The 20,274-nt window shown below is 74.2% G+C and carries 21 protein-coding genes and 1 pseudogene; 11 read left to right on the top strand and 11 right to left on the bottom strand.

The window, feature by feature from the left end:
• Positions 1–999, top strand: a 999-nt coding sequence (locus tag LCD33_RS24580) for a hypothetical protein (protein WP_224961422.1), incomplete at its 5' end; no start/stop codon positions are given.
• Between the two features lie 166 nt (positions 1,000–1,165).
• Here LCD33_RS24580 and LCD33_RS24575 read toward each other — a convergent pair.
• The 3 genes and pseudogenes from LCD33_RS24575 to vioD form a co-directional block, all read right to left on the bottom strand.
• Positions 1,166–1,477 (bottom strand): hypothetical protein, encoded by a 312-nt coding sequence (locus LCD33_RS24575; RefSeq protein WP_224961463.1) that lies wholly within the window; start codon positions 1,475–1,477, stop codon positions 1,166–1,168.
• 28 nt (positions 1,478–1,505) lie between these two features.
• Positions 1,506–1,796: pseudogene (locus LCD33_RS29670) on the bottom strand (AMP-binding protein); the annotation flags it as partial.
• On the bottom strand, positions 1,793–2,950 hold the full coding sequence (gene vioD, locus LCD33_RS24565; RefSeq protein WP_224978340.1) for a capreomycidine synthase: 1,158 nt from the start codon (positions 2,948–2,950) through the stop codon (positions 1,793–1,795). The pseudogene LCD33_RS29670 and the gene vioD, both read right to left, overlap by 4 nt.
• 365 nt (positions 2,951–3,315) lie before the next feature.
• Here vioD and LCD33_RS24560 point away from each other — a divergent pair, with 365 nt between their 5' ends.
• From LCD33_RS24560 to LCD33_RS24550, 3 genes are all read left to right on the top strand, one after another.
• Positions 3,316–3,879 carry a GNAT family N-acetyltransferase gene (locus tag LCD33_RS24560; protein WP_224967814.1) on the top strand — a complete coding sequence of 188 codons (564 nt, stop codon included), beginning with the start codon at positions 3,316–3,318 and terminating at the stop codon, positions 3,877–3,879.
• A 150-nt stretch (positions 3,880–4,029) separates the two neighbouring features.
• Positions 4,030–4,821, top strand: coding sequence for an alpha/beta fold hydrolase (locus LCD33_RS24555; RefSeq protein ID WP_224978339.1), 792 nt, complete (start codon positions 4,030–4,032; stop codon positions 4,819–4,821).
• Between the two features lie 288 nt (positions 4,822–5,109).
• Positions 5,110–6,297: an amidohydrolase family protein gene (locus LCD33_RS24550; protein ID WP_224978338.1), complete on the top strand. Its 1,188-nt coding sequence runs from the start codon at positions 5,110–5,112 to the stop codon at positions 6,295–6,297.
• A 3-nt stretch (positions 6,298–6,300) separates the two neighbouring features.
• Here LCD33_RS24550 and LCD33_RS24545 read toward each other — a convergent pair whose 3' ends face one another.
• Positions 6,301–7,230 carry a zinc-binding dehydrogenase gene (locus tag LCD33_RS24545; RefSeq protein ID WP_224978337.1) on the bottom strand — a complete coding sequence of 310 codons (930 nt, stop codon included), beginning with the start codon at positions 7,228–7,230 and terminating at the stop codon, positions 6,301–6,303.
• 156 nt (positions 7,231–7,386) lie between these two features.
• Here LCD33_RS24545 and LCD33_RS24540 point away from each other — a divergent pair, with 156 nt between their 5' ends.
• From LCD33_RS24540 to LCD33_RS24530, 3 genes are all read left to right on the top strand, one after another.
• Entirely contained in the window at positions 7,387–8,337 is a 951-nt protein-coding gene (locus LCD33_RS24540) for a phosphotransferase (protein WP_224978336.1), read from the top strand.
• 87 nt (positions 8,338–8,424) lie between these two features.
• Positions 8,425–9,063, top strand: a complete 639-nt coding sequence (locus tag LCD33_RS24535; RefSeq protein ID WP_224978335.1) for a TetR/AcrR family transcriptional regulator — start codon at positions 8,425–8,427, stop codon at positions 9,061–9,063.
• A gap of 206 nt (positions 9,064–9,269) precedes the next feature.
• Entirely contained in the window at positions 9,270–9,704 is a 435-nt protein-coding gene (locus LCD33_RS24530; RefSeq protein ID WP_224967809.1) for a VOC family protein, read from the top strand.
• Positions 9,705–9,711: 7 nt separating this feature from the next.
• Here the strand turns inward: LCD33_RS24530 and LCD33_RS24525 are convergent, their stop codons facing one another.
• From LCD33_RS24525 to LCD33_RS24505, 5 genes are all read right to left on the bottom strand, one after another.
• Positions 9,712–10,254 carry a DUF1992 domain-containing protein gene (locus LCD33_RS24525; protein ID WP_224967807.1) on the bottom strand — a complete coding sequence of 181 codons (543 nt, stop codon included), beginning with the start codon at positions 10,252–10,254 and terminating at the stop codon, positions 9,712–9,714.
• A gap of 192 nt (positions 10,255–10,446) precedes the next feature.
• A complete protein-coding gene (locus LCD33_RS24520; RefSeq protein ID WP_224967805.1) occupies positions 10,447–11,229 on the bottom strand; it encodes an SDR family NAD(P)-dependent oxidoreductase in 783 nt (260 codons plus the stop codon).
• 202 nt (positions 11,230–11,431) lie between these two features.
• Positions 11,432–12,013 (bottom strand): hydrolase, encoded by a 582-nt coding sequence (locus LCD33_RS24515; protein WP_224967804.1) that lies wholly within the window; start codon positions 12,011–12,013, stop codon positions 11,432–11,434.
• A 35-nt stretch (positions 12,014–12,048) separates the two neighbouring features.
• The gene (locus LCD33_RS24510) at positions 12,049–13,416 is read right to left on the bottom strand and encodes an MFS transporter (RefSeq protein ID WP_308011324.1); all 1,368 of its coding nucleotides are present in this window, start codon (positions 13,414–13,416) and stop codon (positions 12,049–12,051) included.
• Positions 13,413–13,856: a MarR family winged helix-turn-helix transcriptional regulator gene (locus tag LCD33_RS24505; protein ID WP_224961444.1), complete on the bottom strand. Its 444-nt coding sequence runs from the start codon at positions 13,854–13,856 to the stop codon at positions 13,413–13,415. The genes LCD33_RS24510 and LCD33_RS24505 overlap by 4 nt, the downstream gene beginning before the upstream one ends.
• Positions 13,857–13,990: 134 nt before the next feature.
• Here LCD33_RS24505 and LCD33_RS24500 point away from each other — a divergent pair, with 134 nt between their 5' ends.
• Both LCD33_RS24500 and LCD33_RS24495 read left to right on the top strand, forming a co-directional pair.
• Positions 13,991–14,296: a GNAT family N-acetyltransferase gene (locus LCD33_RS24500; protein WP_224961446.1), complete on the top strand. Its 306-nt coding sequence runs from the start codon at positions 13,991–13,993 to the stop codon at positions 14,294–14,296.
• 22 nt (positions 14,297–14,318) lie between these two features.
• A complete protein-coding gene (locus LCD33_RS24495) occupies positions 14,319–15,323 on the top strand; it encodes a pirin family protein (RefSeq protein WP_224961448.1) in 1,005 nt (334 codons plus the stop codon).
• Between the two features lie 6 nt (positions 15,324–15,329).
• Here the strand turns inward: LCD33_RS24495 and LCD33_RS24490 are convergent, their stop codons facing one another.
• Positions 15,330–15,863, bottom strand: a complete 534-nt coding sequence (locus tag LCD33_RS24490; RefSeq protein WP_224961451.1) for a GNAT family N-acetyltransferase — start codon at positions 15,861–15,863, stop codon at positions 15,330–15,332.
• 44 nt (positions 15,864–15,907) lie between these two features.
• On the bottom strand, positions 15,908–17,362 hold the full coding sequence (locus LCD33_RS24485; protein ID WP_224967802.1) for a carboxylesterase/lipase family protein: 1,455 nt from the start codon (positions 17,360–17,362) through the stop codon (positions 15,908–15,910).
• 114 nt (positions 17,363–17,476) lie between these two features.
• On the opposite strand from LCD33_RS24485, the gene LCD33_RS24480 reads away from it, so the two are divergent.
• Both LCD33_RS24480 and LCD33_RS24475 read left to right on the top strand, forming a co-directional pair.
• Positions 17,477–18,244 (top strand): exonuclease domain-containing protein, encoded by a 768-nt coding sequence (locus tag LCD33_RS24480; RefSeq protein WP_224961453.1) that lies wholly within the window; start codon positions 17,477–17,479, stop codon positions 18,242–18,244.
• 165 nt (positions 18,245–18,409) lie between these two features.
• On the top strand, positions 18,410–20,158 hold the full coding sequence (locus LCD33_RS24475; RefSeq protein ID WP_224978334.1) for a glycosyl hydrolase family 28-related protein: 1,749 nt from the start codon (positions 18,410–18,412) through the stop codon (positions 20,156–20,158).
• The last annotated feature ends 116 nt before the right edge of the window (positions 20,159–20,274 follow it).

The raw sequence follows: 20,274 nt of genomic DNA, 5'->3' as shown, positions 1-20,274 counted from the left end.
ACCCCCTACTGCGCCCCCGACCCCGACCGGTACGGGCAGTGGGGCGCCAAGACGATCAGCTGCGCCATGCTCGACGAGCACCGCGAGATCTGGACCCGCGTCTACGGCCCCGATCAGCCGATGACCCACCTCGACGTGCACGCCCTCGACGAACGGCTCACCGGGCTGACCGGGGTGCTCGACCCGGTGCGCACCGAGGTCGCCGCGCTGCGGCAGCACGCCACCGAACAGCTCGCCACCGCGCTCACCGCCCGCGCCACCGCCGAAGCCGATCGGGACGACGCGCTGGAGAAGTCCCGCGCCGCCGAACACGACCGGGACCGCGCCCGCGCCGAGGCCGCCGAAGCCCACGAGCAGGCGGCGACCGCCCGCGCCGCGCAGGAGACCGCCGAGGCCGAACGCGATCAGGCCGTGCAGGACCGCGACGCCGCCCATGCCGACCGGGACGCCGCGCGCCGCGACAGCGCTCAAGCCCACGCCGACCGGCAGGCCGCCCTCACCCAAGCCGCCGCCGCCCAGCAGCACATCGCCGAGCTCAACGACGCCCGCGCCACCGAACGCGCCGCCGCGCTCGACGAGCAGGAACGCCTCCGCCACGAAGCCGACGAGGAACGGCAGCGGCTGCGCGACGAACTCGACCAGCACTGGCGGCAGCGGCTGCAGGACCAGGAGGCCGCGTCGACCGAGCGGCTCACCGCCACCCGCGAGGCCGCCGACGCCCGCGCCGCCGAACTCACCGACCGGCTCACCGAAGCCACCCGCTCCTACGCCGCCGGCCTCGCCCCGCTGCACGCGGAACTCGCCGCCGAACGCACCGCCCACGCCGAGCAGCAGGCGGCCGCGGCCACCGCTCGCCGCGAACACGAGGAATTCCGCACGGCCCTGCGCCAGGCCCTCGCCACCGAACCCGGCGACGAGCTGCCCGCACGGGTGCGCGCCCTGCTCGGACCGGACGACGAGGACCCGGACGGCGAGAACTCCGGGACGACCACCGGCTGAGCACGGCGGCGACCACCCGCGATCGGCCTCGGCGACCGGGTCCGCGCCGACATCGCGGAGGGGAGATCACCCGGCCTTTTCGTCACAGTGCTGAAAATCGACGGTGTCCAGCGATGCGGAAACCATCACCCTCGCGCCGTCCGGCCCGGGCACGTCCCTGCCGCGGTCAGCCGTCACCCGCGGCCGGGGCGTTCGGCACCGCCGCGTGGCGCCGCTTGAGCTGGTCGGCGAACTCCCGCCACAGCTCGGCGCAGTCCTCGGCCGCAGCGCTGATCACCTCCACCTGGTGGCCCGGCAGGTTGGCGATCAACCTGTCCCATCCGCCGGGACGCAGCGCTCCCGCGAAGTTGGTGTGCAGCAACCGGATCAGCGCTCTGCCCGATTCGGAGAAGCGCAGCGACGGGTCCTTGCCGAGGTGGTGCAGCACCCGCGGCCAGTCGCGAGCGCAGGGTTGCGCGGCCTGGGATCGCCGCGCCACCGGGATCGGCGTTCGCGCCTGCGGCGATGGCCGCTCGGGCCGAGCGCGGCAGCGCGCCGTCCAGGACGGTGAACGCCGCTCCGCTCTTGAGCACCGCGACCATGCCCGCGACCGTGCTCGCCGGGGAGGCCAGCGCCAGGCCGACGATCCGTTCCGGCCCGGCACCGCGTGCGACGAGGTCCGCGGCCAGCGCGTCCGTGCGCCGGTCCAGCTCGCGGTAGGTCAGCACCGGTCCGCCGTCGATGATCAGCGCGGGCCGGTGCGGACCCTCGCCGACGCACCGCTCCCACTGGGCCAGCAGGTCCGCTTCGGCCGTCATGACCGCGCTCCGCGCAACCAGGCCGACAACTCCCCGAGTCCCGCCCGGAACTCCCGTTCGGCGCCGCCGAACCCGAGCCGCACCCCGTCCGGCCTGCCGAACGCGCTGCCCGGCACGAGCAGGGTGCGGTGCGCCTCCAGCAGGTCGAGGCAGAACGCTTCGCAGTCGGCGGCCTCCCCGCTGAGCCCGCGGATCTCCAGCAGCGCGCACACCCCGCCGAGGGGTTCCTGCCAGCGCACGTGCTCGGCGTGCTCGGCCACCCAGGCGCGCAGCCGGTCGAGGTTGCGCCGCGCTTCGGCTCGGCGTGGTTCGATCAGCGTTGGGGCGCGGCGCATGGCGCGGGCGGCGATCAGTTCGACCATCGGGGACAGGAACAGCGTGGTGCGGTCGCGCCGCGGGAACGTGGCCCGCAGCAGTTCGGGTGGCCCCAGGCACCAGCCGACGCGGAGCCCGGGGAGGCCGAACGCCTTGGAGAACGTGCCGTAGGACAGGGTCCGCTCGTAGCGGGACGCGGGCTCGGGCAGCTGGGCCCAGCGGTGGGTGATCTCGGAGAACGCCGCGTCCCAGACGAGCAGCGCGCCGGTCGTCGCGACGTGATCGACGAACGCCGCCCAGCCCTCCGGGGACAGGGTGCGGCCCGTCGGGTTGTGCGGGAAGTTCACGATCACGGCCGCGACGTCGCCGGTGATCAGTTCGGCCAGCACGGCCGGGTCCACGTGGCCGCCGCGCACCGCCCCGGTCGGCAGCACGGCGACCTCGCAGCCGATGGCCGCCGGGTAGTGCCCGAGCGCGTGGTAGGTGCTCTCCTGCACCACGACCCGGTCCCCGGGGCGCAGCACGGTCGGCAGCGTGAGCGCGATGGCTTCGCTGGAGCCGTGGGTGACCAGCACCCGGTCCGGGTCGCCGTCGCCGTAGCGGTCGGCGATGGCTCGGCGGACGTCCGCTCCGCCTTGGGAGTCGCTGTCGTCCATGAGCACCGCGTCGAGCTCGGCCCGGCCGATGCCGCAGGCGAGGCGCACCTGCTCGAAGGTGTAAGGCCGCACCCCGCTGGAGCTGAGGTCGAGCACGCCGGGTCGCAGGTGGCGGCGGTACCACTCCTCCAGCAGCGGGGCCGAGTTCGCCGGAACCTGGTCCGGCAGCCGTGTTGCCCTCAACCTTGCGTCCCTTCCTCAAGCCGGCGCGGGACGGCGGCGCTCCCGCGATCGATCTCCTACGAGGACGACCCTCGAACGGTGCGCCGAAATGGTCCGAACACCCGTGAATCGCCAGGTTCGGCCGGAATCGGTGCCGAGGTCCGGATCAGAATCGCCACGTCCGCTCCGCCACGTCAAGCGGGCGGTGTTCGACCGCGCAAATACGCGGTCGAACACCGGGAGAACGGTGTCACCCGAATGTGTGCGCACATTCCACGAATGCCGCGGATGATCGCGCTCCGGGCGCGTGCAATACGCCGATCCGAGCGCGTCGCGAATCCGGTATCGGTATTCACGGCCGCCGCGCGTTGTGCGATCATCGCCACGTGATCGAGCAGCAGAACGACTCCCCGAGCACCCGAATCACCTTCCGCAGGGCCGGGAACGGAGATGAAGCCGCCGTCCGCGCGATCGACGGATCCTTCACCACGAACACCATCTTCGAAGTCAGCGGGGACGAAGACGGTTTCCGCTTGCGCGAGATTCCGGTGTCACCGCCGATCAACAAGGTGTTCCCCGCCGATGCGGAAGAGGACGACGAGGACGACGACCCGGTTCGGTTCGTGTGCGTCGACTCCGCCGGAGCGGTCTGCGGTTTCATCGACCTCGAACACGAGTCTTGGAATGGCCGAATGACCATTTCCGATGTGGAAATATCTCCGGAACAACGGGGTCGCGGAATCGGTCGCGTACTGGTGAACCTGGCCATCGGCCACGCCCGCGAACTGCGGGCCCGAACCTTGTGGCTGGAGGTCACCAACATCAACGCGCCCGCCATCAACGCGTATCGGCGCCTGGGCTTCACGCTCTGCGGACTGGACACCTCGCTGTACCGGGGAACCGCGTCGGAAGGCGAAACGGCGCTGTTCATGAGCCGCGACCTGACCTGAGCACCCGGGTGCCGCCGCGACCGGCGACGGCTCGGGGGGCGGGTGCACGCCCCGCGAGATCGCCGTCGCCGGAACCGTCCGCGGCGCTCGTCGCCGACGTCGCCGCGGGCCACCCGTCGCCCGCGGAGTGACCACCGTTCGGGAGGACCGATGCCGGTAAAGGACGACCGCGGCGCACCACCGCCCTTCGGCGATGTCGGCACCGGCGAGCCGGTGGTGCTGGTGACGGGGTCCGGCGCGGGCGGATCGACGTGGCACCTGCAGGTTCCGGCGCTGGTCGCGGCCGGGTACCGGGTGCTCACCCCGGACCACCGGGAGCACTCGGCCGGCGGTGCCGACGATCTCGTCGCGGACCTCGTCGGGTTGATCGAACGCGTGCGGCTGGGGCCGTGCCGCCTCGTCGGCACGTCGCTGGGCGCGCACGTGGTCCAAGAGCTGCTGCTGGCCCGTCCGGACCTCGCCCGGCAGGCGGTGCTGCTGGCGACCCGCGGCCGCGCCGCCGCCCTGCGCGCGGCCGCGGTGGCCGCCGAACGCGAACTGCTCGCCAGCGGCGTCGTGCTCCCGCCCGGGTACGCGGCGGTGCAGCGGGCGCTGCAGTTCTTGTCCCCCGCGACGCTCAACGACGACGTGCGGCTCACCGACTGGCTGGACCTGTTCGAGGCGTTCCCGCCGGAGCGCGCGACGGAACTCGTGGACGTCGCGGCGGACCGGCTCGACGCCTACCGGGCGATCCGGGTGCCGACCCTGGTGATCGGGTTCGGCGATGACCTGATCGCGCCGCCGCACCTGGGTCGCGAGGTGGCCGCGGCCATCCCCGGAGCGCGCTACGTGGAGATCGCCGACTGCGCCCACTACGGCTACCTCGAACGGCCGGAGGCGGTGAACTCGGCTCTGCTCGACTTCTTCGCACCACCGCCCGCAGGCCGCACGCCGCCGACGTGATCTGCGGCATCGACACCCCCGCAGGAGTTCCGCACCACCGGTACCGGCGACGGAGCGCTCGAACGGGTGCACCCCGCTCGGGTCGGACGACGACACCGGCCGAACCCGGCGGTGAATATCCGCGATCGGCCTCGGCGACCCGGTTCGCGCCGCTACGTTCCGGAGGAACGACGATCGAGACCACGCGCTCTTTTCGTCACCGTGCCGAAAGGCGCCGGAGTCGGGAGACGCGCGAGAACGATCTCCTTCGGCCCCTTCGGCGGGCCGGAAGACGAAGGAGCCGCACCCATGAAGCTGATCAGCGCGGACCGGGTGCTGGCCGGGCCGGCCGGGCAGTGCCTCGAAGACGGCGCCGTCCTGGTCGAGGGCGCCCGGATCGCCGCGGTCGGGACGCGCGAGCAGCTGCGCCACCGGGAGCACACCCGGCACGAGCACTGGTCCGGCGCCACCCTGCTGCCCGGGCTGATCAACGCCCACGTGCACCTGGTCTTCGACGACACCGCCCCCGATCCGGCCGCCTTGGTCGAGCGGGTGCGCACCACCTCCGACGAGCGGCTGCACGAGCAGGCGGCCGGGCGCGCGCTGCGGGCACTGCGCTCCGGCACGACGACGCTGCGGGACTGCGGCGACCGGGACGGGATCACCGCGCGGCTGCGGGACGAGATCCGCACCGGCGCCACCGCCGGCCCGCGCCTGATCACCACCGGACCACCGCTGACCGTGCCGGACGGGCACTGCTGGTTCCTCGGCGGTGCCGCCGGAACGGACGAGGAGTTGCGCGAGCGGGTGCGGCGCAACGCCGAGCTCGGCGTCGACATGATCAAGGTGATGGCCTCGGGCGGGCAGATCACCCCCGGTTCCCCACCGAGCTGGCAGTCCCAGTTCGACCGCGACCGGCTGCGCCTCGTCGTCGCCGAAACCGAGCGGCACGGGCTGCCGGTCGCCGCGCACGCCCACGGCACCACCGCGATCCGCGACGCCGTGGCCGCGGGCGTGCGCACCGTCGAGCACTGCTCCTGGACGACCGGGCCGGGTGAGGTGCACCGCGACGCCGCGACCGCCGCGGAGATGGCCGCGCGCGGTGTGCACGCGTGCGCGGCCTCCTCCCGCAACTGGCGGCGAATCATCGACTCGCTGCCCCCGGAGGTCGCCGAGCAGGTCTACGGCCGGTTGCCGTGGCTGGCCGAACGCGGCGTCGGGCTGATCACCGGCACCGACGCGGGTCTGCCGGCCAGCCCGTTCGACGACCTGGCCGGGGCGCTGCAGCTCTACGTCCACCTCGGGTTCGCCGCCGACCGCGTCGTGGAGATGGCGACCACGACGAGCGCGGCCGCGCTCGGGCTGGGCGAGGTGACCGGCCGGCTCGCTCCCGGCTTGGACGCGGACCTGCTCGTCGTCGACGGTGATCCGCGCACCGGCCTCGCCGCGCTGGGCGCGGTGCGCGCCGTGTTCGCCCGGGGCGCGGCGGTCGGCTGAACCTCAGCTGAGGTCGAGGACCGCTTTGCCGTGCAGCCGGGCGCCGCGCAGCTGGTCGATGGCCTCCCCGGCCCGCTCCCAGTCACCGCGCCAGGAGATCTCCGGGTGCAGCCGCCCGGTCGCGACCTGCCCGGCCAGCCAGGTCAGGTCCGCGCCCAGCCCAGGGGCGGAGGGCATGAAGAACGTGACCAGGTGGCGGTCGTCGTTGCCGGGCGCGCCGAACAGCTCGCCGTGCGGGAAGTGCTCGGCTTCGCCGGTGGTGTGCCCGACGGCGACCAGCGTGCCGCCCGGGTGCAGCTTCCGGAACGCGCTGACCAGCTGCGGGCCGCCGACGTTGTCGACCACGCCGTGCACGGGTGCGTCGAGCTCGTCCGGCCCGCCGATCACCTCGTGGGCACCGAGGTCGCGCAGCTCGTCGCCGCGTGCGGTGGTGTCGCGGGTGGAGGCGATCACGTGCGCCCCGCCGAGGCGGGCGAGTTCGACCGCGTAGCGCCCGACTCCGCCGGTGGCGCCGGTGACCAGCACGCGCCTGCCGAGGATCGGGCCGAGGCGGCGCAGGGCGCGCAGCGCGCTGGCCCCGGCGACCGGGACGGTGCTGAGCAGCCCGAGGTCGGCTCCCTCGGGCGCGGTGCCGATCGCGTCGGTGTCCACGGCGCGCAGCTCGGCCCACCCGCCCTGCATGGCCATGGTGACCACCGGGGTGCCTGCGGCCGGGCCGGATCCGTCCGCGGCGGGGCGTTCGACGACGCCCGCGGCGTCCCAGCCCAGCAGGGTGCCGTCGGGCGAGCCGGGCAGCAGGTCGGTGACCTCGCCGTAGTTCAGCGAGATCGCCGAGACCCGCACCAGCGCCTGGTCCGGCGCGGGTGCGGGGTCGGTGGTGCGGTCGAGCCGCAGCCCGGTGGGTGCGGAGTGGTCGACGAGCAGTGCACGCATGGCGCCGCGCCTTTCCCCTGGGTGGAGTCGTCGCTCGGACGCGACCACCCATTTATGCCACTGAGTGGCAGATGGCGTCAAATGGCATACCCGTGGTGGTCCGACCGGCCCGAAAATCCGTCGCACCCCGAACCGCCGCGTGACAGCATCTGCCGCATGCCCGCAGCCGTGACCGCGCAGCAGCGCGCCGACCGCACCGCCCGCGCCCTCGCCGCCGCCACCGCGGCCGGCCGCGACCTCGGACTCGACGTCGGCGCGGCGACCGTGCTGCACGACGCGTTCTCCGTCGTCGTGCACCTGTCCCCCTCCCCGGTCGTGGTGCGGGTGCCGACCGTGCTGCCGGGCGGTACCGACGTCGAGACCCAGGCAGCCCGCCAGCGCAGCGAGCTCGACGTCGTGGCCTGGCTGGCTGAGCAGGGCGTGCCCGTCGTCGCGCCGAGCCCGCTCGTGCCCCGCGAACCGGTGCGGCGCGACGGCTTCTCGATGACCTGCTGGCAGCTCGTCGAGCACGACACCACCGCCGAACCCGACTACCTCGACCGCTGCCGCCTGGTCGCCGACCTGCACCTGGCGCTGCGCGGCTACCCCGGCGCGCTGCCCTTCCTGGACGCGGTCGACCTCGGGATGATCACCCGCGGGCTCGCCGACCTCGCCGAGCTGCCCGAGCTGCTCACCCCCGCCGACCTGGAACGAGCCCACCGGGAATGGGACGTGCTCGCGCCGCTGGTGCGGTCCCGCCAGGAGTTCGAGGCCGCGTTCCCCGGCGTCGGCATCCAGCCGATCCACGGTGACGCGCCCGCCGTCAACATCCTCACCACGCCCGGCGGCGACCTGTTCGCCGACTTCGAACTCGCCACCTCCGGGCCCGTCGAATGGGACCTGGCGTTCCTCGGCGCCGACGCCGCCGCCACCTACGACGCGGCGGCGCGCGCACTCGGCCTGCGCACCCTCGACGACCGGGTGCTGCGCCTGGTCGACGCGATCGGCGTGCTGCGCTCGGTGGCCTGCCTCGCCCTCGCCCCGCAGCTGCCGATGCTCGCCGAAGCCGTCGCCCCGGTGCTCGACCGCTGGCGGGACGGCCCCTTCGCCGGTGGCTTCGAGCGCTGACCTCGCCCGCCTCCGCGCCACCGGGTGCCGTCCGTCCCCGAGCGGCATCCACCACTCGGGGACGGACCTGCGCGTAGGCTCGGCCGCATGCCCGAGGCCCCCGCAGGTTCGCTGCGCGAGCGCAAGAAGCAGCGCACCCGCCAAGAGCTGATCGACACCGCGTTGGAGATGTTCACCGAACGCGGCTTCGACGCGGTCACCCTCGACGAGCTCTGCGCCGCCGTCGAAATCTCCAAGCGCACGTTCTTCCGCTACTTCACCAGCAAGGAAGACGTCGCGATGGCCCCCAGCCAGGACATGTGGGCCGCGCTGATCGAACGGCTGCGCGCCGGTGAACCGGACCTGGACCGCACCCTGCTGGACTCCGTCCAGGACGACCTGCTCGCCGTCGTGGCGGACATGCCCGAAGGATGGGCGCGCCGCACCCTGGCCGCGCACCGGCTCACCGCCACCACCCCGTCGATCAACGGGCACAACCTGCACTTCTGCGACCGCACCACCCGTACCGTCCGCGACGTGCTCGGCAAGCGGTTCGCCATCCCCGACGACACCACCGATCCGCGGCCGCGGATCGCCCTCGACGTGCTGATCTCCGCGACCCGTTGCGCCCACGACGCGTGGGCCGCCGGGAGCACCGGCACCCGCGACGAGCTGCTCGCCCACCTGCGGACCGCGTTCGCCGCGATCCCCGGCGCGCTCACCTGCACTCCGCACGTGCGGGGCTGAACCGCGCACGCCTCGCCTTCGGCCGGGTCGTGCTGCTTCGCCGCCGTTCCGGTGCTCGGCGCCCTCCCCGGCTCGCCGATGGGGACCCCGGTCAACGCCCTCGGGTTCGCCGCGATCGGGGCGGTGCTCCTGGGGCGAGCGCGCTGACCTCCGGAATTCTCGCCGTTCCCGGCCCCGGCGCGAGCCCCGGCACCTAGGGTGAGCGGATGTCGTCGATCAAGCAGGTCCAGGTCACCTTCGACTGCGCCGAACCGGAACGCCTCGCCCGGTTCTGGTGCGAGGTGCTCGGTTACGTCGTCCCGCCACCGCCGGAAGGCTTCACGAGCTGGGCGGAATACGACCGCACGCTGCCGCCGGAACGGCAGGGCGCCGGGTTCGTGTGCCGCGACCCCGAAGGGCAGGGCCCGCGGCTGTACTTCCAGCGCGTTCCCGAAGGCAAGGTCGTCAAGAACCGGGTGCACCTGGACGTGCGGGTCGGCACCGGCCTGGTGGGCGAGGAGCGCGTCGCCGCGCTCGAAGCGGAATGCGCCCGGCTGGTCGAGCTCGGCGCGCAGCGGGTGCGGCTGCTGGTCGCCGACGAGTACGACGAGTCCTGCCTGGTGATGCAGGACATCGAGGGCAACGAGTTCTGCCTCGACTGACCGCCGTTCAGCCGCGCCCGGCGGGGAACCGGCTGGTGCCGCGCAAGAAGCGGGTGATGCGCTGCCATCGCCCGCCCGACGGCTCCGCCCGGACCGGCGCGGCCGGAGCGGTGGCGCGGGCCCGCGCGCGCTGGTCGCGCCAGTCGGCGACGAGTTCCTCCACCTGCACCAGGCCCAGCGGCACCTGCGGTCCGGTCGGGGTGCGCAGCCACGCCAGGATGCGCCGGTTGAGCTCCGCGGCCGCATCCCGCACGGCCTGCTCGGACGGCAGCTGCCGCACCTCGCCGCGGAGCCGTTCGGCCTCCTTGCGCAGTTGCAGCGGGGTCGGCAGCAGCGCCTCGCGGGACAGGCCTTCGCGGTCGACGTAGCCGCGGACCCACCACAGCTCGTCGTGCGGCTCACCGGCGCCGGGCAGCGGGCGGCCCAGGCCGTCGAGGTCCTCGAAGTCGCCGCGTTCCTGGGCGACGCGGATCTGCCGCTCGATCCACGTCTCGAACGTCGTGCCGTGCGGTTTGCGCTCGGTCATGCCGCCCTCCCGCGTCGTCGCCACCGGCTCCCAGGATATCCGCGGCTCCACGGCCGATCGAGCGCCGCTCAGCGCGCCGCGAACGCGCACAGGTGGCGAACTTCTGCAGCACCTGGCCTGCCGACCCGGTGCCGAGGGAGAAGAGCTCCGGCGCGAAGCGTCCCACCGGCACCACCACCTCGGCGCCGAGGAAGGAGGCGCCGACCAGGTCAGCTTTCAGGTGCGCAGGTGGGACGCGCCGTTGACGTCGAGCACCGCGCCCGAGGACCAGGTCGCCTCCGGTGAGGCCAGGTACAGCACGGCCGAAGCGACCTCCTCCGGCGCCGCGACCCGGCCGAACGGGCTCTGCGCCCGGATGTCGGCGCCCTGCTGCCCCGCCAACCGGCCCGCGACGCGTTCGGTCTCGACGAACCCGGGCGCCACCGAGGCCACCGCGATGCCGTGCGGCGCCAGCGCCACCGCCAGCGACTGGCCCAGCGCGTGCAGCGCCGCCTTGCTCGCCGCGTACGCCGGGTGGTCGGGTTCGCCGCGGAACGCGCCGCGCGACCCGACGTTGACGATGCGCCCGGTGGCGCCGCGTTCGATGAGGTGCGCGGCCACCTGGTGGCTCAGGTTCGCCGCGCCCAGCAGGTTCACCTCGACGGTGCTGCGCCACGCGGCCTGCCAGTCGGCGTAGGAGGTGGTCGCGGGCGGGTGCGGGGTCATCACCGCCGCGTTGTTGACCAGCACGTCGAGGGCGCCGAGCCCGTCGACCGCCTCCCCGACCAGGCGCTGCACCTGGCCGGGGTCGGCGAGGTCGGCCCGCAGCAGCACGTGCCCGGAACCGGGCAGCGATTCGAGGGTGCGCGCGGCGTCCTCGGGCCGGGAGGAGCAGTGCACGGCGACCCGGTCCCCGGCTTGGGCGAACGCGGCCGCGACGGCACGACCGATGCCGCGCGAAGCGCCGGTGATCAGCACCCCGCGCCCGGATTCGGCCGAGGGGTAGGAAGAACGCGACATGGGACTCCGATCGCTGCGTCTCGACTTCTGCTGTGGAGCGGGTGGCGGAACCGCACCGCGTGTCCTCGAACCTGTGCCGCGGGCCGTGTCCGTGTCCTGTCAGCGGCGAAGCCGATGAGCAGAGACCACGCACGCAGCTCGACCACCCGCTGAGGTTCCGCCACCCCAGTGCTACACGACGAGAGTTGAGCGGACAGACCGGTCAGCGGGTCGACTTGAACAGGTCGACGACCTCGTCGGTGGTCCCCGTTTCGCCGAGGCGCGGGAAGATCCGCTCCAGGCTGTTGCGGTGCGCCTCCGCGTCGAGGTCGGTCATCGCGTCGGTGGCCAGCGTGACGTGGTAGCCGTGCTCGTGCGCGGCGCGCGCGGTGGACTCCACGCCGAGGCTGGTGGCGATGCCGCCGAGCACGATCTGGGTGACGCCGCGGCGCCGCAGCTGCACGTCCAGGTCGGTGCCGTGGAAGGCGCCCCAGTTCCGCTTGGTCACCACGATGTCGGCGGGGTGGCCGGCGAGTTCGTCGATGATCCGGTCCCAGCCCTCCGGGAACTCGCGGCGGCCGCCCCCGGCGGAGGTGCGGCCCGGCGCGGCGTCGGCGCCGTCGGCGGCGAAGCTGACCCGCACCAGCACGACCGGGGCGTCGTGCTCGCGGAACACCTCGGCGAGCCGGACGCAGCGCTGCACCACGTCGGCGGTGGTGTGCGGGGTGCCGGGCGCGCCGGTGATGCCGTTCTGCAGGTCGATGACGACCAGCGCGGTGCGCGGGTCGAGCGTGCTCAGGGACATGGGTGGAACCTTTCCGGGAGGGGTTTTCCGGTCGATCACCGCACCGCCGCGGGCCCGAGGCGCCGCAGCGTGCGGTCGAGCACCGTCACCACCAGCAGCAGAGCGGCGACGACGATCAGGAACAGGGCGAGGCCGTGCAGCCCGGTGGTGTCGGCTCCCCCGCTGAGGAAGGTGCCGCCTGCGGCGGCCGCGACCATCGCCCCGACGTAGGTGAAGGTGCGCAGCAACCCGGCGGAGGAACCCATCCGCTCGGGGTCGGCCTGGTGGTAGAGCGCCTTCTGGTTGGCGAGGCTGATCAGCCCCTGCGGGACGCCGACGACGACCGCGATCGCCACCAGCAGCCAGATCCCGCTGCGCGCGCCGACGAACAGCAGCAGCGCGCACGCCACCAGCTGGGCCAGGCCGCCGACGAGCAGCTTGCCACGGACGCCGTCGCTGCGGCCGGTGGTGCTGGACACGACGATGCCGGTGAGGAACATCGGCAGCAGCACCAGCCCGGATTCGGTGGGCGTGAGCCCACGGCCCTGCTCCATCCACTGGGTGTAGCCGAACAGGAACGCGTAGGAGACGGTGAACGCCAGCAGCGTCCGTGCGAAGGTGCCCAGCACCGGCGGGTTCCCGGCCAGCACCCGCAGGTCCAGGAACGGTTCCGCCGCGCGCAGCTCCCGCACCGCGAACCCGGCCCCGGCGGCGACCGCGAGCACCGGCAGGTACCAGTGCGCGGTGGAAGGCTCCATCAGGAACAGCAGCAGCGCGCTCAGCGTCGCCGCGAACAGCGCGATGCCGGGCACGTCGAGCGAACCCGAACCGGATTCGTGCCCGCCGCCGCGGGGCAGCCGCAGCGCACCGAGCACCAGGCAGGCCAGCGAGAGCGGGATGTTCACCGCGAACACGGTGCGCCAGCCGCCGAACCCGATCAGCAGCCCGCCGAGGGTGGGGCCGACCACGGCGATGGTCTGCGCGGAGATCGCCAGCGCGGTCAACACCCCGTTCGGGCTGTCCCGCCCGGTGCGCCGCGATTCGCTGCGGATCAGGTGCATCGCCGCCGGGTAGCCCGCGCAGGTGCCGAAGCCGATCAGCACCCGCGCGACGACGAGCACGCCGAGGTTCGGCGCCAGCGCTCCGAGCACTCCGGCGATCCCGAGCAGCGCCGCACCGGCGAGGAACAGCCGCCGCGGGCCGTGCAGGTCCACCAGCCTGCCCACCACGGGTTGGCCGATGGCGGTGGCCAGGTACAGCGCGGACACCAGCCACGCGGTCTCGGCGGGTGGCGCGCCGAGGGCGGCGCCGATCGGCACCAGCGCCACCGCGATCATCGAGGAGTTCACCGGGTTCAGCGCCGACCCGAGCACCATCGGGGCGATCAGCTTCCGGTCGAAGCGCTCCTGCCCGGTGGCGGTCACCGCTCCGCGACCCGTTCCAGCAGCGCCATCGCCTCGATGATCACGTGCCGTTCCTGTTCGGTGCAGCGTTCCTGCAAGGCGGTGGTGAGCCATTCGCGGCGGGCCTGCCGATCGCCTTCGGCGCGGCGCTTGCCCACGTCGCTGAGCGTGATGAGCTGCCTGCGGCCGTCGGCCGGGTCGGGGCGGCGTTCGATGAGCCCGTGCTGGTCGAGGGCGGCGAGCGTGCTGGCCATCGATTGCGGCCGCACCCCTTCGGCGACCGCGAGCACGCTGGCCGAGGAGTCGCCCTCCTTGCCGAGCCGGGTGAGCACCGAGGTCTGCGAGGGGGTGAGGTCGTCGCCGACGGCCAGCTCGCGCAGCCTGCGCCGCAGCCTGCCGACCACCACCCGCACCTCGCGGGAGGCGCGCACCGCCGAGTCGTCGTTCTCGGTTCCCGTCATGCCCCCACGGTAAATTCGACAGTCTGAACTGTCCAGTCCCACCTGTCCAGGTCGACCTGCTCAGCCTCGACTGCCCGGAATGCGCGATCGGCCCGAACCGGACGCACCGCCGCGCGAACTGGTAGAAGGGCGGTATGAGCGAACAACCGCAGGTGCAGGACCACCCGGAGCGCAACCGGTTCGAGATCACCGTCGGCGGCGAGCTCGCCGGGTTCGTCGACTACCGGCGCACCCCCGGGCACGTCGACCTGGTGCACACCGAGATCGACCCCGCCCACCAGGGCGCCGGGCTCGCCGGGACGCTCGCGAAGACCGCGCTCGACTCGCTGCGCGCCGAAGGGGTGCAGGTCACGCCGACCTGCTCCTACATCGCCGCCTACATCCGCAAGCACCCCGAGCACCTCGACCTGGTGCCCGAGTCCGCGCGCGCCGCCCTCTGATCGCGCGGGCTACCGTCGTCCCGTGAGCAACACCGAACCGGACCCCGCCGAACGCACCGTTTGCGACGGGCCGCCCACCGGCACCGCCGAACCCCGCGCGGACCTGCTCGAACCGCGCGACGTGCCGCTGGGCGGGCCGCGGGCGATGCGGGTGCGCCGCACCCTGCCGCACCGGGACCTGCGCATGGTCGGCGCCTGGTGCTTCGTGGACTCCTACGGTCCGACCGACCTCGGCGGCGGTCCGGGGATGCAGGTGCCCCCGCACCCGCACATCGGGTTGCAGACCGTCAGCTGGCTGCTCGACGGCGAGATCCTGCACCAGGACAGCCTCGGCAACGCGCGGCTGGTGCGGCCCGGGCAGCTGAACCTGATGACCGCGGGCGGCGGCATCGCCCACTCCGAGCAGACTCCGGCCGAGCACTCGCCGGTGCTGCACGGCGTGCAGCTGTGGATCGCCCAGCCCGAACGGGACCGCAACGGGCCAGCCCACTTCGAGCAGCACGCCGACCTGCCGGTGCTCACCGAGGACGGCGGCCGCATCACCGTGATCAACGGCGAGCTCGGCGGCGCCACCTCACCGGCCCGCACCTACACCCCGCTGGTCGGCGCCGAGATCGCGCTGCGCCCCGGTGGGCGGGTGCGGCTGCCGCTGCGCCCGGACTTCGAGCACGCGGTGCTGGCGCTGTCGGATCCGGTGGAGGTCGACGGCACCGCGCTCACCACCGGCTCGCTGCTGCACCTCGGCGAAGGGCGCCGGGAGGTCCTGCTGTCCGCGGCGTCGGCGAGCCGGGCGCTGCTGATCGGCGGGGCGCCGTTCGACGAGGAACTGGTCATGTGGTGGAACTTCGTCGCCCGCACCCACGAGGAAGTCGTCGAAGCGCGCCGCGACTGGGAGGCCGAGCGCACCGGCCCCAGCGCGGACCGGTTCGGAGCCGTGCCCGGCTACGACGGCGCCGCGCTGCCCGCGCCCGAACCACCCCGCGCACGCCTGCGCGCCCGCCCCAGGGCCCGGCACCTGGAGCGCTGAGGCGGCTCACCGGGCCCGGTCGGACCAGACGACCTCCCCGTCCACGACCGCCGAGGTCGGGGACAGGCCCACCGCGCGGGCGACCGCGCTCGACCGCCGGTGTCCGGGACGGATGTGCGCGGTCAGCTCGCCGACGCCCTGCTCGTGCAGCCAGCCGGCCATGGTCCGCGCCGCTTCCTGCGCGTAGCCGTGGCCCTGGTGCTCGGTGCCGACGACCCAGGCGAGCGCGGCCCGCAGCAGTCCCGGCTCCGGGCGGGTGAGCGTGGCCTGCACGGTGCCGCGAACCCGCCCGTCGGCGCGGCCGCGCACGATCCAGTTCAGCCAGCCCTGCTCGCCGTCCGGGGAGTGCCCGGCCACCTGCCACCGGTAGCGCGCCGCGAGCTCGTCGGCGGAACGCGGTTCCCCACCGGTCCACTCGTGCAGCCGCACGTCGTCGAGGACCGGCGCGGTCTCCCGCGCGTGCGCGACCCGCAGCGGTTCCAGCCGCAGTCGAACCGTCAGCAGCGGCGCGGCGGCCGGCCAGGCCGCGAGATCGGACACGCCGCGGATCGTAGCCGCGCAGGCCACCGGCGGCCGGGCACCCGTCACCGGGGCCCGCCGGCCCCCGGCTCGGGTCCCGCGGTGAACACGTGACCGCCCCGGTGCTCCGGCCACCCCGGGTCGCCGGTGGCCGCGAACGACACCCACGCCCCGTGCAGCCGATCCGCCAGCGCACGGTCCGGCTCCTCCCCGAGCAGCCCGGTCGGCCCGGTGGCGACCGCCAGGTTGTGGAACACGAACGGCAGCTCCAACCCGTGGCAGGCACCCAGCCGGCCGCCGAAGCGCGGCGAGCGCCAGGTGAACTCGGCGACGTGCGTGCGCCCACCGGAATCGCGGTGGCGCGCGGCGAACTCCCGGGCCGGCAGCCGGAACACCAGGTCGGTCAGCGCCGCCGACAGCGCCTCGCCCGCCGGGCGCCGCCCCAGGCCGTAGGCCGCGAGCACGCCGGACGCGTCCGGGTGCGAGGCACCGAGCGCGGCGACGGCCTGCTCGTCGGTGGTGGAGTCGACGACGCCGGAGGCCACCAGGTACAGCGCCATCTCCTCCCGGCAGGTGCTCACCAGCACGTCGATCCCGGCCGCGCTGCCCGCGGCCACCGCCTCGCCCGGCGGCACCGGCAGCACGTCGTCGCCGTGCACCGGCAGGAACGCGCTGAGCCCGAACGACGGGTCGTGGCCGTGCTCGTCGCGCAGGTCCGGAGCACCGCCGGGCGCCATGACCGCTGCTTGCGCGGCCAGCAGCTCCCGCACCCCGACCCGCCGGAACGCCTCCGCCGTCGCGGGAACGCCCAGGTGCCGCGCCAGCGACTCCACCAGCACCCGGCCCAGGTTCCGCGAGCGGGTCATGCCGGTGTGCCCGCTCTGCACGATCGCCCGGTCCACCACCCCGTCCAGCAGCGGCGAACCGAGCAGGTCCGCGATGCTCATCGCCCCGGAGGACTGCCCGCACACCGTGACGTTGCCCGGGTCGCCGCCGAACGCGGCGGCGTTGTCCCGCACCCAGCGCAGCGCGGCCAGCTGGTCGCGCAATCCCACGTTCGTTTCCCCGATCGGGGCGAAGCCCTCCGCTCCCAACCGGTGGTTGATCGCGACCAGCACCACCCCGGAGCGGGCGAACGCGGCCCCGTCGTAGAGCGGTGCCGCGCCGCCGCCGCTGACGAACGCGCCGCCGTGCACGAACACCAGCACCGGCAGTCCGGCGCCGTCCTGGTCCGGGCGGGTGATCTCGGCGGTCAGGTAGTCGTCGCCGCCGAACCACTCCGGGCCGCGCAGCACCGAGACGTCCAAGCCCGGCAGCTCCCCCGCGGCCTGCTGCGGCGCGACCGGCCCGACCCGGTCCGCCGCGCGGACCCCGCCCCAGCGCGGCGCCGGTCGTGGGGCCGCGAACCGCAGGTCACCGGTGGGTGCGGCCGCGTAGGGCACCGCGCGGAAGCGCACCACCCCGCCGCCGCGGATCCCGCGGACCCGCCCCGACGTGGTGGTGGCGATCGGTTCTGCCACTGCTCGGTCCTCCTCCTGCCGCGCCCGATCGAGTCGGGCGGATCACTGCGCGATCACCGGATCCTCCGGCGAGGCCCGCTGGTCGCGTCGGACGATCTCGATACCGTGGCGATCATGACCAACCCCACGTCGTCCTGGGCGGACGGGCCGCTGCTGGCGTTCGACCTGGAAACCACCGGAACGGACACCGGCACCGACCGGATCGTGACCGGCACCCTGATCTCCATCGTGCCCGGCCGCGAACCGCAGGTCCGCACCTGGCTGGCCGACCCCGGTGTGGAGATCCCCGCCGAGGCCGCCGAAGTGCACGGCATCAGCACCGACCACGCCCGCGAGCACGGCCGCCCCGCCGCGGAGGTCGCCGCCGAGATCGCCGAAGCGCTGACCGACACCTGGCACCCGACGCGGCCGCTGTGCGTGTTCAACGCGCCGTTCGACCTGTCGCTGCTGGACTCGGAGCTGCGCCGCCACCACGGGCGGAAGCTGGAGGTGACCGGGCCGGTCGTCGATCCGCGCTGCCTGGACAAGCGGTTCGACCGCTACCGCAAGGGCAAGCGCACCCTCGGCGCGCTGTGCGAGCACTACCGGGTGCGGCTGGACTCCGCGCACGACGCCACCGCCGACGCGCTGGCCTGCGCCCGGCTGGCGTGGCGGCTGGCCAAGACCCACCCGGACGAGATCGGCACCCGCGCCCTCGCCGCCCTGCACGAGGACCAGACCGGCTGGCACCGCGACCAGCAGCACGACTTCGCCGGGTTCCTCGACCGCCAGGCCGACCGCGCGACCGACACCGCCGAAGCCGACGGGCTGCGGGCCCGCGCGGCTGACGTGCGCGCCCGCGCCGAGCACTGGCCGCTGGCGCTGGTCGCCGAACCTGCCTGACGGCGAGTGGGGCAACGGGTGCGGCGCGCGGAGCAGCCGCCCTGTCGGGTTCCCGTCATCGGGTCCGCCCGGGTCCGGCGCGCTCCTACGGTGAGCGCTTTCCGCAGGTGACGCGGCCGTGCGGGCCGCCGAACCCGCTCGTTCCCCGGACCCGAAGGACGTGCTGTGCCGAGCCCCGAACTCCCCGACACCGGCCGCGATCCGCGGTGGCGCCGCCGCGCCGTGACGGCCGCGGTCGCGCTGCTGGCCGCGGGCACCACCGCGCCGGCCACCGCGGCCGCCGAACCCGACGCGCGCGCCGGCGCGCAGACCCCGTTCACCTCGGTGGAAGCCGAGGACGCCGAGACCAACGGCACCGTCCTGGGCCCCGACCTCACCCAGGGCAGCCTCGCCTCGGAGGCCTCCGGGCGTCGCGCGGTGACCTTGGACGGCCCGGACCGGTACGTCGAGTTCTCCCTCGGCGCCGACGCGAACGCGCTGACCGTCTCCGGCAGCGTCCCGGACGGCACCGAGGGCACCGTGACCGTGTCGGTCAACGGTGAACGCCTCGACACACCGTTGCGGGTCACCAGCGAGTACTCCTACCTCGACACCCCGGACATCGAAGGGTCGACGACCCACCACCTGTTCGACCACGCCCGCCTGCTGCTGGACCGCGACCTGCACGCCGGGGACGTGGTGCGGCTGCAACCGGGCACGGTGCCCTCCTACACCGTCGACGTCGCCGACTTCGAACAGGTCGCTCCCGCCCCCGAGGCGCCGCAGGGCTCGGTGTCCGTGCTCGACACCGGTGCCGATCCGACCGGCGCCGAGGACTCCGCGGCCGCGTTCACCGCCGCGATCGAGCAGGCCAGGGCCGCGGGCACCGAAGTGTGGGTGCCCGAAGGCCGGTTCCGCATCGACTCCCCGCTGGCCGTCGAACAGGTCTCGATCATCGGCGCCGGGCCGTGGCGGTCGGTGCTGCTGAGCTCGCACCTGATCGACCAGACCGAGTCCGCGGGCGGGGTGCGGCTGCGCGACTTCGCGGTGCTCGGCGACGTCACCGACCGGGTCGACGACTCCCCGGACAACTTCGTCACCGGCAGTCTCGGCGCGGGTTCCGAGATGACCGGGCTGTGGTTGCAGCACCTCAAGGTCGGCATGTGGCTGACCGGGAACAACGACGACCTGCTCGTCGAGGGCAACCGGATCCTGGACACCACCGCCGACGGCATCAACCTCAACGGGTCGGCCCGCGGGGTGCGGGTGCGGAACAACTTCCTGCGCAACACCGGGGACGACTCGCTGGCCATGTGGTCGCTGCACGCGCCCGACACCGGCAGCTCGTTCACCGGCAACACCGTGATCGCCCCGAACCTCGCCAACGGCATCGCCGTCTACGGCGGCACCGACCTACAGGTGCGGGACAACCTGGTCGCCGACACCAACGCGCTGGGCAGCGGCATCGCGATCTCCAACCAGGCGTTCGCGGCTCCGTTCTTCCCGCTCAGCGGCACGATCGAGGTGACCGGCAACGAGCTGGTGCGCACCGGGGCGATGAACCCGAACCGGCAACACCCGATGGGGGCGCTGCGGGTGGACGCGTACGACTCGCCCATCGAGGCCGAGGTCCGGATCGCCGGGACGACCGCGACCGGTAGCCCGTACTCGGTGTTCGAGTTCTCCTCGGGCGGCGGGCAGGGCCACGAGGTCCGCGGCGTCACCGTCGAGGGCGCGGAGCTGCGCGGCGTGGGCACGGTCGTCGTGCAGGCCGAGACCGGCGGTGCGGCCCGCTTCGAGCAGGTCACCGCGGAGTCCGTGGGCGCGGCCGGGGTGTACAACTGCCCGGACCGGGGGACGTTCACCGTCGATCTCGGCGCCGGCAACAGCGGCTGGGACGACATCTGGCCGTGCGGGACGTGGCCCGAACCGTGAGCCGCGGCGGGGGGGGGGGGGGGGGGGGGGGGGGGGGCGGCGCCCCCCCCCCCCCCGCGCGCCGGGGGGGGGGGGGGGGGGGGGCGCGGCCCCCCCGCCCCCCGCGCCCCCCCCCG

The organism is Saccharopolyspora sp. 7B (assembly GCF_020177435.1).
Classification (GTDB): Bacteria; Actinomycetota; Actinomycetes; order Mycobacteriales; family Pseudonocardiaceae; genus Saccharopolyspora_C; species Saccharopolyspora_C gregorii.
Note: the sequence above shows the minus strand (reverse complement) of the source record. Positions and strands in the feature narration are given on the sequence as shown.